Annotated in this window: 17 protein-coding genes; 10 read left to right on the plus strand and 7 right to left on the minus strand. The window is 65.8% G+C overall.

Translation table 11 applies throughout. From position 1 onward, the window contains the following. The first annotated feature begins 250 nt into the window (after positions 1-250). From GS429_RS02765 to GS429_RS02780, 4 genes are read left to right on the plus strand one after another with little or no spacing between them, the layout of a single operon-like run. On the plus strand, positions 251-1,420 hold the full coding sequence (locus GS429_RS02765) for a glycosyltransferase family protein (RefSeq protein WP_160062485.1): 1,170 nt from the start codon (positions 251-253) through the stop codon (positions 1,418-1,420). 26 nt (positions 1,421-1,446) lie between these two features. Further along, positions 1,447-1,932 (plus strand): DUF7109 family protein, encoded by a 486-nt coding sequence (locus GS429_RS02770; protein ID WP_160062487.1) that lies wholly within the window; start codon positions 1,447-1,449, stop codon positions 1,930-1,932. Next, a complete protein-coding gene (locus GS429_RS02775) occupies positions 1,932-2,081 on the plus strand; it encodes a hypothetical protein (protein ID WP_160062489.1) in 150 nt (49 codons plus the stop codon). Before GS429_RS02770 ends, GS429_RS02775 begins: the two co-directional genes overlap by 1 nt. A 4-nt stretch (positions 2,082-2,085) precedes the next feature. Beyond that, positions 2,086-2,679 (plus strand): NUDIX hydrolase, encoded by a 594-nt coding sequence (locus tag GS429_RS02780; protein ID WP_160062491.1) that lies wholly within the window; start codon positions 2,086-2,088, stop codon positions 2,677-2,679. A gap of 11 nt (positions 2,680-2,690) precedes the next feature. On the opposite strand, the gene GS429_RS02785 is transcribed toward GS429_RS02780, so the two are convergent. Next, a complete protein-coding gene (locus GS429_RS02785) occupies positions 2,691-3,374 on the minus strand; it encodes a DUF502 domain-containing protein (protein WP_160062493.1) in 684 nt (227 codons plus the stop codon). Positions 3,375-3,616: 242 nt separating this feature from the next. Between GS429_RS02785 and GS429_RS02790 the strand changes: the two genes are divergently transcribed. The 3 genes from GS429_RS02790 (at position 3,617) to GS429_RS02800 (ending at position 6,492) form a co-directional block, all read left to right on the plus strand. Then, complete coding sequence (locus tag GS429_RS02790) at positions 3,617-4,396, plus strand: DUF7388 family protein (RefSeq protein ID WP_160062495.1); 780 nt, start codon at positions 3,617-3,619, stop codon at positions 4,394-4,396. A gap of 114 nt (positions 4,397-4,510) precedes the next feature. Beyond that, entirely contained in the window at positions 4,511-5,275 is a 765-nt protein-coding gene (locus GS429_RS02795) for a creatininase family protein (protein WP_160062497.1), read from the plus strand. Further along, positions 5,272-6,492: an NAD(P)/FAD-dependent oxidoreductase gene (locus GS429_RS02800; RefSeq protein WP_160062499.1), complete on the plus strand. Its 1,221-nt coding sequence runs from the start codon at positions 5,272-5,274 to the stop codon at positions 6,490-6,492. The genes GS429_RS02795 and GS429_RS02800 overlap by 4 nt, the downstream gene beginning before the upstream one ends. Before the next feature lie 186 nt (positions 6,493-6,678). On the opposite strand, the gene GS429_RS02805 is transcribed toward GS429_RS02800, so the two are convergent. Both GS429_RS02805 and GS429_RS21700 read right to left on the minus strand, forming a co-directional pair. Then, positions 6,679-7,161, minus strand: coding sequence for an Hsp20/alpha crystallin family protein (locus GS429_RS02805; RefSeq protein ID WP_328821210.1), 483 nt, complete (start codon positions 7,159-7,161; stop codon positions 6,679-6,681). 189 nt (positions 7,162-7,350) lie between these two features. Beyond that, positions 7,351-7,509 (minus strand): DUF7559 family protein, encoded by a 159-nt coding sequence (locus GS429_RS21700; protein WP_201293946.1) that lies wholly within the window; start codon positions 7,507-7,509, stop codon positions 7,351-7,353. Between the two features lie 157 nt (positions 7,510-7,666). Between GS429_RS21700 and GS429_RS02810 the strand changes: the two genes are divergently transcribed. Next, positions 7,667-9,394 carry a radical SAM protein gene (locus GS429_RS02810; RefSeq protein ID WP_160062501.1) on the plus strand — a complete coding sequence of 576 codons (1,728 nt, stop codon included), beginning with the start codon at positions 7,667-7,669 and terminating at the stop codon, positions 9,392-9,394. Between the two features lie 124 nt (positions 9,395-9,518). Then, positions 9,519-9,923 (plus strand): TRAM domain-containing protein, encoded by a 405-nt coding sequence (locus tag GS429_RS02815; RefSeq protein ID WP_328821211.1) that lies wholly within the window; start codon positions 9,519-9,521, stop codon positions 9,921-9,923. A 110-nt stretch (positions 9,924-10,033) separates the two neighbouring features. Here GS429_RS02815 and GS429_RS02820 read toward each other — a convergent pair whose 3' ends face one another. Beyond that, positions 10,034-10,699, minus strand: coding sequence for a helix-turn-helix domain-containing protein (locus GS429_RS02820; RefSeq protein ID WP_160062503.1), 666 nt, complete (start codon positions 10,697-10,699; stop codon positions 10,034-10,036). A gap of 98 nt (positions 10,700-10,797) precedes the next feature. Here GS429_RS02820 and GS429_RS02825 point away from each other — a divergent pair, with 98 nt between their 5' ends. Further along, positions 10,798-11,130, plus strand: coding sequence for an ArsR/SmtB family transcription factor (locus GS429_RS02825; RefSeq protein WP_160062505.1), 333 nt, complete (start codon positions 10,798-10,800; stop codon positions 11,128-11,130). 25 nt (positions 11,131-11,155) lie between these two features. Here GS429_RS02825 and GS429_RS02830 read toward each other — a convergent pair whose 3' ends face one another. The 3 genes from GS429_RS02830 to GS429_RS02840 form a co-directional block, all read right to left on the minus strand. Then, positions 11,156-11,920 (minus strand): geranylgeranylglyceryl/heptaprenylglyceryl phosphate synthase, encoded by a 765-nt coding sequence (locus tag GS429_RS02830; RefSeq protein ID WP_160062507.1) that lies wholly within the window; start codon positions 11,918-11,920, stop codon positions 11,156-11,158. An 826-nt stretch (positions 11,921-12,746) separates the two neighbouring features. Beyond that, positions 12,747-12,962, minus strand: a complete 216-nt coding sequence (locus GS429_RS02835) for a hypothetical protein (RefSeq protein WP_160062509.1) — start codon at positions 12,960-12,962, stop codon at positions 12,747-12,749. A gap of 273 nt (positions 12,963-13,235) precedes the next feature. Then, positions 13,236-13,898 (minus strand): MaoC family dehydratase, encoded by a 663-nt coding sequence (locus GS429_RS02840; protein WP_160062511.1) that lies wholly within the window; start codon positions 13,896-13,898, stop codon positions 13,236-13,238. Positions 13,899-14,002 lie beyond the last annotated feature (104 nt).

Consider the following 14,002-nt stretch of genomic DNA (forward strand, 5'->3'; position numbering starts at 1 on the left):
AAAAGACCATGGCTTCCTCCAGTTCGCTGGTGACAGGGAACCGACGAGTAATCTGTCGCCTTCGCTGACTGCGCGAGTCGCCGAGGGCGGCGGGTAACAACCCTATTTCACGAACGACGAACAGGTACGCTGCCCCGACAGTCGCGTTAGCGTATCCGTTCAGCTATCGCCGCACACTCCGACTCACCCCACCCGAACCTATCTGGCCGGAGTCGTGGCCGTTTTACCGGTTCGCCCGAACACTCCACCGATGGAGTACGTACAGGAGCGGATCGCGACGCTCCACGAGTTCGGCGGGCCGTCGACCGAGCCCCGTCTCGCCGACGCGGCCGTCGACGCGGTCGCCGAGACGGCCGTCGTCGTTCCGATGACCGGCCGCGAACACGAGAGCCCCGCCGCCGCCCGCGTGCTCTCGGAACTCGAGCGCCTCGAGCCCGCGCCGGCCGCCGTTATCGTCCCCGTTCGCGCCGACGCCGACCAGATCGGCCCCGTCCGCGAGTGGCTCGAGTCGTTCGCCCTCCCGACGCAAGTCTGCTGGTGTAACGCGCCCGCGGTCGAGGACCTCCTGGCCGGCGCCGGCCTGGCGGACGGCTTTGGCAAGGGGCGAGACGTCTGGCTCGCGCTCGGGCCCGCCGCCGAGGTCGGCGAGTACGTCGTCGTCCACGACGCCGACGCCCGGAGCTACGAGGCCGACCACGTCAACCGGCTTCTCGCCCCGCTGACCGCACAGTTCGAGTTCTCGAAGGGGTACTACGCCCGCGTCGAGGACGGCCAGCTCTACGGCCGGCTGTTCCGACTGTTCTACGCCCCCCTTATCCGGACGCTCGCGACCGACAACGACGCGGCCGTCCTCGACTATCTCGGCGCGTTCCGGTACGCTCTCGCGGGCGAGTTCGCCGCCACCGCCGACCTCGCTCGTCACCTCCGGGCCCCTCGGGCGTGGGGCCTCGAGGTCGGCACCCTCGGCGACGCCTTCGAGTACGCTGGGTTCGAGGGCTCCGCACAGGTCGATCTCGGCCGCCACGAACACGACCACCGCGCAGTCACGGGCGAGACCGGCCTCGAGGGGATGAGCCGCGAGGTCGCCGCGGAACTGCTGCGGGTCGTCGAGGAACACGGCGTCGACCCCGACTACGAGACGCTGCAGGACCGATACCTCGCGGCCGGCGACCGGCTGATCGATCAGTACGCCGCCGACGCGGCGTTCAACGGCCTCGCGTACGACTCGGCGGGCGAACGCGACCAGCTCGCACGCTACGCCGAGTCGATCGCGCCGCCCGGAGCCGACCGACGACTCCCGCGGTGGATCGAGGCGCCGTTCGAGCCGAGCGACGTGCTCGCGGCGGCTCAGCCATGGCAGTCGACGGGCGGTGACGGTCGACGCCGGCCCGACCGCATCGATACCAGCGCACAAGACTAATCTGCCCACCGTTCGTTGTGGCGGGTATGAACGCGACCGCCGACGAACTGGCAGGCGTGGTCGATCTCTTCGGCGGGTTGACGCGGCCGGAACTCGAGCGGGCGCTCTCGGAAGCCGCGTTCCGCGCCGACGGCCAGTCCGTCGACGAGACGGCGCTCGAGGCGGCGATCGACGACGCCCTCGAGTCGTTCGCGCTCGTTCGTCACGTGCGAACGCGGGATGGCGAGCGGCAGTCGCTGCTGGTCGCCGGCCCGACGGCGTTTCCGTCGGTGCCCGAACACGCGGAGGACGTTCCGCACATCCTCGACGTCGAACGGCGCCGACTCGACCGCGAGGCCCTCGGCGAGACGGCCCGCGAACGGTTCGTCGAGGCGATCGAGGACGCCGTCGACGCCGGCGATGCCAACGACGACCGGATTCGGCACCTCCTTGACGTTAGCTACGATCTCGAGGCGTGGGCACCCGTCGACCTCGCGGCCGAACGAGACCGACTGGAGGCGGCCCTCGAGTGATGATCTTCCCGAACGCCGGGCCGCGGAAGGGGCGGCCGACTGACTACGGAGGGGCGAACGCGAACGGAAGCGAGAGGAGGAACAAGAGCGAGACCGGGAACGAGAACGCGAGCAAGAACCGAACCGAAACCGGGAGCGAACGACTGTAATCGCATGACACGGACGACGATGAACCTCGAGCCGGTCGCGAACCACGAGCCGCTCGAAATCAACGACCAGGAACACGATGCGGCGGTTCTCGCGCCGATCATCGAGCGCGACGGCGAGGAACACCTGCTGTTTACCCGGCGGGCCGACCACCTCGGCGAGCATCCCGGCCAGATGAGCTTCCCCGGCGGCGGCGCCGAGCCGATCGACGAGACGATCCTGGATACCGCGCTGCGAGAGGCCTACGAGGAGATCGGCCTCGAGACCCACGAGTCCGAAGTCGTCGGTCAGTTAGACGACATCCGGACGATCACGGAGTACGCCGTGACGCCGTTCGTCGCCCGCGTCCCCGACCGCGAGTACGAACGGGACGGTCACGAGGTCGCCGAAATCGTCGTCCTGCCGCTGTCGGAGCTGCTCGATCCGGCGAACTACGAGTACGAACGCCGCGACCACCCCTACTACGGCGACGTCGTCATCCACTACTTCCACGTCGGCGACGCCACCGTCTGGGGCGCGACCGGCCGCATTCTCGTCCAGTTGCTCGAGTTGACGACGGCGTTCGAAGCGCCCGAGCGGATCGATCGGTCACAGCTGTAGGCCAACTCGCCCTACTGTCGGCGCTTCTGATCGGGCTGGAACTCACCGATGACGTTCAGCGACTCCCCGTCCGGGTTCGTATCCGCGTGGTCTGCATCGCCGAACCCGGCGCTGACGACCCGCGTAAGGGCCTCTTCGACGGTTTCGTCCAGTTCGGTCACCTCGTCGGGAGAGACCTCCAGGACGAATCCGGTCGTGATGTTCGGCGACGTCGGTAGAAACAGCATGATCCGACCGTCCCGGGTCGTCTGTCCCGTCTTGAACGCCGTCATCCGAAACCCGTCCCACGTCTCGAGTCTGACCGGCGTCTGGAGGGCCTCACCCGAGCCGAAGGTGGTCTCGGAGGCCGTTTTCGACGCGTTGTAGACCACTCGAATAACGGGGACCCGATTCGCCGCGTAGTCGACGATTCCCTCGAGGAGTTCGCCGACGGACGTCTCCGTGAACTGACCGATGACGTACATCCAGACCGCCAGGAAGGCGATGAACGAGAGCACCCGAAGGAGGCCGGCCAGTTGCTCGCGGGCGGTTTCGCCGAGCCAGGGAACGACGGACTCGAGGGTTTCGGCGTTGAGCAGGATTCCCGGCGTCACGTTCGCGATAAACGAGTAGAGCATGTACAGGAGAAACAGCGTCACGAGGACGGGTCCGATGACGATGAGCCCTCGCCCGAAGTCTCCCTTTACCGAACTCATGGAACCACGCTCACAGGCTGAGTCTGGAGCCCCTCCTACGAGTAGATTGTGGACTCGCGATCCCGATCTTCAGCCGCCATGACGATCCGAAATCGGGGACTGTCCGCGCTCGAAACCCCTTGCTCCCCCCGGCGAACGCAAAATCCTCACCGAACGCCAGGTTTTTGCGCGCAGGTCTCACAGGACGGCTAGAGTCGCGCGAAGGGTGGATGCGACTACCCGCGCGCGAGGTGAGTCTTCCGATGCTAACAACGAGTACCGTCGCCCGTGCCGGATTGGATGGAGTCGCGATCAAGCCCGCCGAGTGTGACGTCTCGGCCGCCACGGCGCTGCCGGCCGAAACGATCGCCATCGACTACGAGGGCCGCGACCATCTGCCGCCCGCCGAGACCCTCGCGGCGCTGTCGAGCGAGGCGAACGTGTTGGTCACGACGCCCGTCCGAGCGGACGGGTTCGACCCGCTGGGTGACGATTCCCTGGCCGCGTCCCTCCCGGACGCGGTCGGCCGCGTGCTCGTCGCGGGCCATCCCGCCTACCTCACCGACGACGAACGCGACCGGGCCGTCGCCCCCCGACTCGGCGCGGCCCTCGAGTCCGACCCCGAGGCCTGGGTCGGCACCGAGAACGTCGAACGGATCGCGATGGCGACCGGGGCGACCCAGTACGACCTGCTCTCGCGGACGACCGACCGGGAACTGCGGGCGCTGCGCGCGGCCGGGTTCGACGGCGACGTCGCCGTCTACGCGCCGACAGTCCTGACCGACGACGAGGATACCGTCCTCGACGCCGTCGGGGCCTACGCCGCGCGACGGCGGCCGGTCGCGAAGGCGCTGCCCGAGGGCGCGGCGACCGATTCGAGCGCCACCGGGCGCGCTCGAGCGGTGCTGCTCGAGGCGGCGGGCGATTACGCGCTCGTCGGCCCCGCCGAGAACGTCCGCGAACAGACCGACGCGCTCCGCGAGGCCGGCGCGACGACGGTCGTCGGCTACCCGGCGCGGGGTCTCGAGCCGTTTCTCGAGTAGCCGCCTAGACCGAACGGCCGAGCCCCTGATTTCTCCGCCGACGGGACAGTCGAAACCGAATCCACGTGCCGAATCACACACAGGTAAGTGGCGGGCCAACCCACCATCGGCCGTATGCCACCGCTCGCCGAACACACGACGACCACCGCCGCCGACGCACTCGAGGACGCCGAGGTCGCGGTGATTCCGACGGGAAGTACCGAACAGCACGGGCCGGCGCTGGCCCTCGGCATGGACCACATGGCGGCCGAGGCGTTCGCTCGGACGGCCAGCGACCGGGACGATGCGGTCGTCCTGCCGACGGTTCCCGTCGGCGTCAGCGAACACCATCGTCAGTTCGACGGCACGCTGTACGTGACCGAGGAGACGTTCGAACGCTACGTCGGGGAGACGATCTCGAGCCTCGCGGAACACGGCGTCCGCAAAGCCGTCGTCGTCAACGGCCACGGCGGGAACTCGAGCGCCCTGCGCCGGGCCGCCCGCACCCTTCGCGAGGACCGAACCGCGTTCGCGCCGCCGTGGAACTGGTGGGACAGCGTCGAGGACCTCGCCGACGACCTGTTCGACGAGGAGGGCGGCCACGCCGACGCGATGGAGTCGAGTCTGCTCTGGCACCTTCGCGAGGACCTCGTCGATCCCGACGCGCTCGAGGCCGCCGAGGCGGGCGCGAGCGAGGCGTGGGGCGAGACCGTCCACGGCGCTGCGCTCGGCTTCGACACGATCGATTTCTCCGAAAGCGGCGCGGTCGGCCGGCCGACTCAGGCCGATCCGGAAAAGGGCGCGCAGGTGTTCGACGCCGCTCGAGACCACCTGCACGCGCTGCTCGACTGGCTCGCTGAGCGACCGCTCGAGGACTGCTGGGCGCGTGAGCACAAATGAGCGGAGACGAGAACGAACCCGAAGCCAAAGCCGAACTCGCCGTCGGCGCGGACGCCTTCACCGACGCGGGCGCGGGCCTCGAGATCGCCGTCGTCGGCGCGGGTGCCGTCGGCGCGACGACGGCCTACGACCTCGCGCGCGAGGGGGCGGACGTCACGCTGTACGACAAAGGCCAGATCGCGAGCGGCTCGAGCGGCCGCGCCGCCGGGCTCTGTTACGACGCCTACGCTGACTCCCTCGACGCCGAGATCGGCGTCGATGCCATCGAGCGCTTCCGCGCGATGTCGGGCGACGAAACCTTTCCGTTCGTCGAGTGTCCCTACGTCTGGCTCGCGCGCGAGGGCGACGACGAGCGAGCCGACGCCATCCGCGGCCACGTCACACGAATGCAAGAACATGGGGTCGTCGCCCTCGAGGCCGACGCCGACGCGCTCGCCGACCGGTTCCCGTCGCTGCGAACCGACGACGTCGCCGTGGCCGGGATCGCCGGCGGCGCGGGGTACACCGACCCCACGCAGTACACGGCCTGTCTCGCCGCTGCCGCGTCCGGAACCGGCGCGACCCTCGCGCCCGACACGCCCGTCGAGATTCGTCACGATCCCCCGCGGGCCGTCCTCGAGGACGGCACCGAACGCGAGGTCGACGCCGTGGTCGTCACCGCCGGCGCACACACCAAACGGCTGCTCGCGGACGCCGGCATCTCGATCGCGATGAAACCTTACCGGGTCCAGGCGCTCGTCGCGAGCGGCGACCTCGAGGATCCGATGTGTTACGACGCGACCGACGAGTTCTACCTGCGGCCGCATCCGGCGGGCGTCCTCGCGGGCGACGGCACGGAACGCGTCGAGGCCGACCCCGACGACTACGACCGCGACGCCGATCCCGACTTCGCCGAGGACCTGCTCGAGCGGGTCGGTCACCGGCTTCCCGGTGTCGATCTCGAACTCGAGCGCGCCTGGGCGGGGCTCTGTACGGCGACGCCGGACCGAGACCCGCTGGTCGGCGAGCTACGGGACGGCGTGTACGTCGCGACCGGGTTCCAGGGCCACGGCTTCATGCGTTCGCCGGCGATCGGCCAGCGCCTCGCAGAACAGGTCCTCGGCGGCGACGGGATCGACGCGTTCGATCCGACGCGGTTCGACGGCGACGAGACCTTCGAGATCGTCGCCGGGATGTCGATCGACGCTGGTGCTGATTCCGACTCCGAACACCACTGACGGTCGATTCTATCCCATCCACTTCGACCCTCGAACGCGCGGCCCAACGGGATTGATGCGGCTCGAGAGACGACGTCGTGACGACGCCGAGCGTCGGCGCGGCGATCGTCGGGTTCGTACTCGCAACAACGAGCGACGGGCTCTCCGAGTGAGACGCGAACGACTACAGAGCAACAGGGCGAGCGGTCAGTCGTCGATGGCGATACCGTCGGCTTCGGCCGTCGACTCCGCTTCCGTGTCCGATTCCGATTCTGATTTCGCGTCCGCGCTCGAGTCGGCGTCGGCGTCGAACGAGGAGTCCTTCGGGATATCGATGCGAAGCGTCCCGTTTTCGGTCAGCGTCGCCGTTCCCGCGTCGGGATCGACGACGGCGTCGTCCGGCAGTTCGGCCTCGCCGTCGAGTTCCATCCCGCGACCGGGGAACCGCATCTCGTAGCCGTCGCGGAACTGTCGGAACCGATCGATCCGGATCTTGACGTTGCCTTCGAGGTAGCGGACCTGCACGTCGTCGGGTTCGGTGCCCGGCGCGTCGAAGACGACCTGGTAGGAGGTGTCGTTCTCCAGGACGTCGACGGGGAGCGACCGATGGTTCTGAAGCGTACTGTTTGCGCGGCCGACCTGCCGATAGAGGGCGTTACCGACCGATTTGCGGAGATCGCCGAAGCTCACGCGGGCTCACCTCTGGCGTCGATGCGTCTCGCGCTGGCTGCGGTCGGGCGGACCGCGTTGGGGACCGGGAGGAGCAGTGGAGACATGGCCTGTCACGGGTTACAATACCCTCGTTCTTATCCCTTTGGATGGAACAAAATAAACGTCTGACGAGTTGGGCGTTCACATAAGTACGCCTCCCGCAATCAATTACAATTCGACCCGCTCGAGGCAGTCACTCCCGCCGCAAACGGGACACGAGAGGTCGGTCACCCCGAGATCTTCGGGCTTGTCGTACGTGTAGTGGTTCTCGAACAGGTCGAGAAAGCAGTCCTCGGCGGTACAGATGAGTTCCTCGGTCGGTGGCATACCCGTTCGTTGGGCCACGACGACTATCAACGTCGGGGTTACGGCACGCTGATTTTCCACGGGAGTGAGGCCGGTAGCAGAGACGCCGACCCACGCCCCGGTAAACGGTTCGTTCGGTGTAGTCACCGTTTTACCCCTCGAGGCGCTACCCGAAGCCATGACTGACCCCGAGACGCTCTCGGTGACGATCGTCGACGGTTACGTCGACGAGCCCGCCCACTTCGGGGTGCCGCCGTACATTTCGACGTACCCGCGGTACACGGCCGGCGCGCTCGTTGACGCGGGCGTGCCCCGCGAGCGAATTACCTACCACACGATCGACGGCCTGCGCGACGACCCCGACCAGTGGCGGGACGTCGACGAGGCCGATCTGCTGATCTACCTCGGGGGGATGACCGTCCCCGGCAAGTACGTCGGCGGCACGCCGGCCGAGCCCGACGAAGTCCGGAAGATGGCCTGGACCGCGACCGGCACGAGCCTGATGGGCGGCCCCGTCAAGTTCGGCGTCGGTGAGGAAAACGCCGGCGCGACCGAAACCGAGCGCCAGGATCTAGACTTCGATTTCGTCGCCAAAGGCGACGTCGAGGCCGCCGTCTTCGACCTCGTCGAGAGCGGTCTCGAGGGCTTTAGTAACCGAATGCGCGACATCGACGAGGTGTCCCGATGGGCTCAGGAGGGCGCCTTCATCGTCGAGCAACACCCCAACCATCCCGACCACCTCATCTGCGAACTCGAGACCTCCCGTGGCTGTGCGTACCGCTGTTCGTTCTGTACGGAGCCGCTGTACGGCAACCCCGAGTTCCGGCCGCCGCCGACGGTCGTCGGCGAGGTCGACGCGCTGTCGGACTACGGCGTCACGCACTTCCGGATCGGTCGCCAGGCCGACATCCTCGCTTACGGCGGCGACGGCGAGGCCCCCAACCCCGACGCCCTGCGACAGCTCTACAGCGGCATCCGCGAGGTCGCTCCGGACCTCGAGACGCTCCATCTCGACAATATGAACCCCATCACGATCGTGAACTGGCCCGAACGGAGCCGGGAGGGGATCCGGATCATCGCCGAGCACAACACCGCGGGCGATACGGCCGCGTTCGGCCTCGAATCCGCCGATCCGGTCGTCCAGGAGGAGAACAACCTGAACGTCACCGCCGAGGAGTGTTTCGAAGCGGTCCGAATCGTCAACGAGGAAGCGGGCTGGCGACCCGGCGGGGACAAAGAATCGGCACCGACCTTCGGCGACGACGCACCGAACCGCCTTCCCAAACTCCTGCCCGGCATCAACCTCCTCCACGGTCTCAAGGGCGAGCGCGAGGAAACCTACGAGCGCAACCTCGAGTTCCTCGAGCGCGTCTACGACGAGGGCTACATGCTCCGGCGGATCAACATCCGGCAAGTGATGGCCTTCGACGGCACCGACATGTCCGACACCGGTGCCGAAATCGCCAACGACCACAAACAGCTGTTCAAGCGCTACAAGACCCAGGTCCGCGACGAAATCGACCAGCCGATGCTCGAGCGCGTCGCGCCGCCGGGGACGGTCCTCCCCGACGTTCACCTCGAGTACCACCAGGACGGGAAGACGTTCGGCCGCCAACTGGGAACCTATCCGCTGCTCGTCGGCATTCCGGGCGAACGCGAGCTCGGACGGACGATCGATATCGCCGTCGTCGACCACGGCTACCGCTCGGTGACCGGCGTCCCCTACCCGCTCGATCTCAACGACGCCTCGATGGACGAACTCACCGCCATCCCCGGCGTCGGTGACCGAACCGCCGGCGATATCGTCATCAACCGCCCCTACGACTCGGTGACGGACGCCGACCTCGAGACCGAGTTCGATCTCGCGCAGTTTATGACGACGCGGACGCTCGAGCACGCTGATTAACTCGAAATCGAGTCCCAATCGGCTCGATCGAGCGCCGAGTATCAACGCACAGCCGGCAAATGACGGTTCTCGGTCGGTAGTTCTATTATGGAGGCCCGACAGAGGTGAAATCGAGGGTCTACCTGTGGAAATATCTGAAAAACTCCTGTGTCTGTTCAGTACGGAGGTCTCAGCAGAGGAGGACCGATACGTCATCGAAGTACCACGTCAAGAAGTCGAAACCGGCGACATCGACCCGGGTGAGGTGTATCGGGTCGCACTCATCTCGCGGGATGAGTCGACCGATACCGAGGAGGCGACGGCACAGCCACAGACTGCGCCGTCGGAGCCACAGCCCCCGGTCGACGTCGGCGAAACACGCTACGTCGAAATCGAGGATATCGGCAAACAAGGCGACGGCATCGCTCGCGTCGAGCGCGGCTATGTCATCATCGTCCCCGGAGCCGACGTCGGCGAGCGCGTCAAGGTCGAAGTCACGGAAGTCAAATCGAACTTCGCCGTCGGTGAAATCATCGAAGAGACGTTTTAACGATCGATATTCGGATTCGGAGTCCGATTCGAATTCGAATTCGGGTCCTCGAGCGGCCACCGGCCGCATCGAACCCGGTCTGTAAGAGTACTGGAAGATGAGCCGCTGCCCTACTCCGAACGGCCGTGTCTGGCGACGCCCAGTTCCGCGGCGACGAGACTGGCTTGTCCGCGTCGCAACAGATCGGACACGGTCGAAACCGACGCGTCGAGTCTCTCCGCGAGATCCTGCAGCGTCGCTTCGCGCGGGATTTCGTAATAGCCGAGTTCCCAGGCCGTCCGGATCGTCTCTCGTTGGGTGGCCGTGAGTCGACTCCGGCTGACCTGTGGCACCGACCCGACGGAGATGACGTCGACCGACAGCTCGTTCGGTACCTCCTCGCGTATGCGACGGAAGTCCTCGGACGTGACCACGAGCGAAACGATCATGCGCCGATCCGGCAGACACTCGATCGGCGGAATAACGCCGAGCGTCTCGCGCTGAAACGCAGCCGCGAGGTCCCAGTTGTACGTATCGAGTTCGTTTCGAAGGTACGAATAGCAGCCGTCGTTCCCGTCCGGGTACACCTCGTAGTCGTCGATATCGAGGTCCGTACGGAGCGCCTCTTCGTACGCCGCCGGGTCCCCTTCGACGTAGTTGATCGCCGTCTCGAACCCGTCGTCGATCGTGAAGTACAGCAACAGCTCTCGAGACAGCGCGTCGGAGTTACAGACGACCGAGTGGATCGGGTGGATCGTCGTCTCCGTGTGCGTGATCGCGATTCGAACGGTTTCCATCGGAGTCCCTCGTACGTCCCGTCTCGGACCTGCCACTTATAAAATTGCGAAATGCTCCGTGCGAACCGTTTGGCACGGCCGGAACGGATATCGGGACGATGAACGTGGACGGGATTTCGAACGAGACGCAGTCGCTGCCGTCCGAAGAACTGCTGGAGTTGCTCGGCGACCGGTACGCGCGCCGGGTACTGCAGACGATACACGAAGAGCCCATGGCCGCCCAGCAAATCGCGGAGGCGGTGGAGATAGAGATTTCGAAGCCGACTGTGTATCGGCGACTCGATCAGCTAGAGCGGGCGGGGCTCGTCGCCTCGGAGACGCTGTTCGACGCCGGCGGCAACCACTACAGACGGTACCGGGCGATCCTCGAGAGCGTGACCCTTCGGGTCGGCGCCGACGGACTGACGGCCTCCGTTCGAACCGACCAGTGAGAAGTCGGACGGACGGTCCGAGCCGCTACTCCGGAATCGTTTCCCGGAACGTCTCGGGATCATCGTGGAAACAATCGCCGACGACGACCGCGTCCGCGCCGGCCGCGAGGATCTCGCTGGTCTTCGACTGACTGTCGATTCCGCCGCCGTAGAGCAGCGTCGTCTCCTCGAGGTAGCGAGCGGCGGCGGCGACGTCCTCGGGCCCGCCGTAAGTCCCGGAGTATTCGACGTAGAAGATCGGAAAGCCGTAGAACGCCTCCGTCGCGAGCGCGGCGCCGGCGACCTGCTCGGACGTGTACGTCGTCTCGACGCCCGAGGTCGTCGCGGCGGTCGATTCGAGGTGCTGGACTACGTACCCCTCGCCGATCACGTTCGTCGTGAGTTCGCTGATCGCGTCGACGCCTTTCGACGCGATGAGGTCCCCGACGACCGGCAGTCCGCTCCCGAGCAGGGACTCGGGCTTGCGCCCGACTTCGGTGAAGAGATCGACGTGCTTGCCCACGAAGTGGTTCCGGTCGCCGTTGTAGACGGCCGGCACCGCGACCGAGTCGGCGGTTTCGATCGTTTCCTTCGACACGTGTGCGGAACTGTACGGCTCCTGGAAGACCGGCATCGACGGGAACGCGTCCTTGACCGAGCGGATCGCCGCGAGCGTGTTGGCCTCGGTGACGTCGTCGGAGCCACCGACGAGGACCAGATCGGTCCCCTCGAGAACATCGAGATCTGACGGTAACGGTTTCGCTGGGTCGACTTTCGTGATGTGGGAGATCCTGTCCCAGTCGATGGTCATACCGGCGCTTCGAAGAGCCGTTTCAATTTACTATCGGTTTTCCGGGTACGGTCGAGGATGGAATCGAGATCGTGATCAGAACCAGATACGGGTCCGGGCTCGAGACCGGAATCGCCGGATTCGCCACGAGACCTGCCGGAAGCGAGAACGTGCCTCGAGGCGCAGGGACGGGTTTCCCGCGAAATCGCGACCCTGACTCGAGGCCAATTGCTCGAGTCGACGGCGTGCTCAGTTCGCCGTGCGGCCGCGATACGCGGACCACCCAAAACAGTTTGGGGCCAGTTCTATGCATCTTCCACCGCTACCATGGTGTACGGCAAGACCCACGCCACATCATCCACTGCGCCATACACGCACTGAACGGGTCTTGCCTGCCACCCCCATCCCCCCCCCTTTCTGCAGTCAGCGATCTTACCCGTGAGCGGCGCGTGTTTCGATGAGCGATTGGGTTTCGGAGCCGCTATCGACTCTCTTAACATCCTCACACTTCCGAATTGAGGGGAAGTCACTCTGTACAGAAAACCAGCGCTAACAGCCTCGAAGAGGTCACCGATATCGAAATCGTACTCGCGTTACGAGCGCGTCGGCGAGGGGCACGGGGCCCGAATCGTGGGTGATTCTGACGCCGATTCCGATTTCGACTCCGATTCCGATTCTGACCCCGACTCCCACTCCGATCCCAACGAGGAAACCGCGCTTTCGGTTCGATTCCTCGCTGCGTAGCCGACGCTGAGCCGTCCCAATCTTTCTCCGGCCGTAGAAGCCACTCGCCCTTCTGTAAGTCTCGAGAACGATCGCATCGTTCGACTCCGCGCTACCGCGACTGTTAATCCGACGATCGCGCCACCGTCGGGCCGCCGTACCCCGTGGGATCGGCGTCTCCCGACGGGGTCACCCGACGGAAGTCGCCGTCTCCGCACGTACAGTCTTCCGAGACGCCGATCGGTCTGATCGTCCCGTCCGGCTTCTGCTCGGAGACGAACACCGACTCGCAGGAGCGACACACCGCTACGATCCTCGACTCCGATTCTGACCTACTCATCAACGCACAATACGACACGGTCGGGCATCATCATTGCTCCAAGGTATTTTGGGTCTTCGGAGTCAGTGGCGGGACCGGTCTGTGGAACACTCCGGAAAACGGGGACTCTCGAGTCTCGAGAGGGATATTTCGCTTGCCAACAATTACCGAAACGAGCTCGATCGCTCGAGCGTTCACACTACGTCGAAATCGACTGTTGCCGCCGAGCTAGTGACCGTACTGCTTCTGCCAGTACCGCCGTCGTCTTCCGTCAGTACCGCCGCCTACTACCGCTCAGTCCTCGTCCTCCGGAAGGTCCTGAATCACGACGATCGCTTCGCCGTCGATCACCGTCTCCTCGTCGACGGTCTCGACCGTCGTGTGGAGTCGGTACCGATCCCCGCCGAGGACCTCGACAATCTCGCAGTTGGCGGTGACGGTCTCGCCGATTTCGACGGGCGCGTGGAACTCGAGGTCCTGGGAGAGATAGACCGTCAGCCCGGGGAAGCGAGCCAGCGCGGCGCTGATCGTCCCGGCGACGAGCGTGCCGTGGGCGATTCGGCCGCCGAACTGGGTCCCCTCGGCGAACTCCGACTCGAGGTGAAGCCGGTTGGTGTCACCCGATACCTGGGCGAACGCGGAGACGTCGGTCTCTTCGATCGGTTTGGTAAACTGGACGTAGTCGCCGACGTCGAGTTCGTCCGGACGCTCGGCGGACCGCTCCATTAACCACGCTTCGTCGCCGAACGCGAGTTCGGTAACCGATTCCGAGGCGGTTTCCGGCGGCTGTTGCGTTCCCGGCGTTCCGCTATCGTTCTCGCCGGACTGGGGGAACCCCATCGCGGCGAACAGCGCGTTGTTGGCTTCGACGTAGCTGTTGACGACGTGTTTCGAGATGCTCGACCAGTGCTCGCTCGGCGTTGCCGACGCGTCTGACTCCGGACAATTACTACTCATGGGTACTCGAGTGCAGCGGGTTAGGACCGAGTGATCGTTCGAGACGGCCCGTGATAGTCGTTTGTGCGCCCTGACCTTTTCATCATTGCCAAAACACGTTGGGA

The sequence above is a fragment of the Natronorubrum halalkaliphilum genome, assembly GCF_009834785.1.
GTDB classification, from domain to species: Archaea; Halobacteriota; Halobacteria; order Halobacteriales; family Natrialbaceae; genus Natronorubrum; species Natronorubrum halalkaliphilum.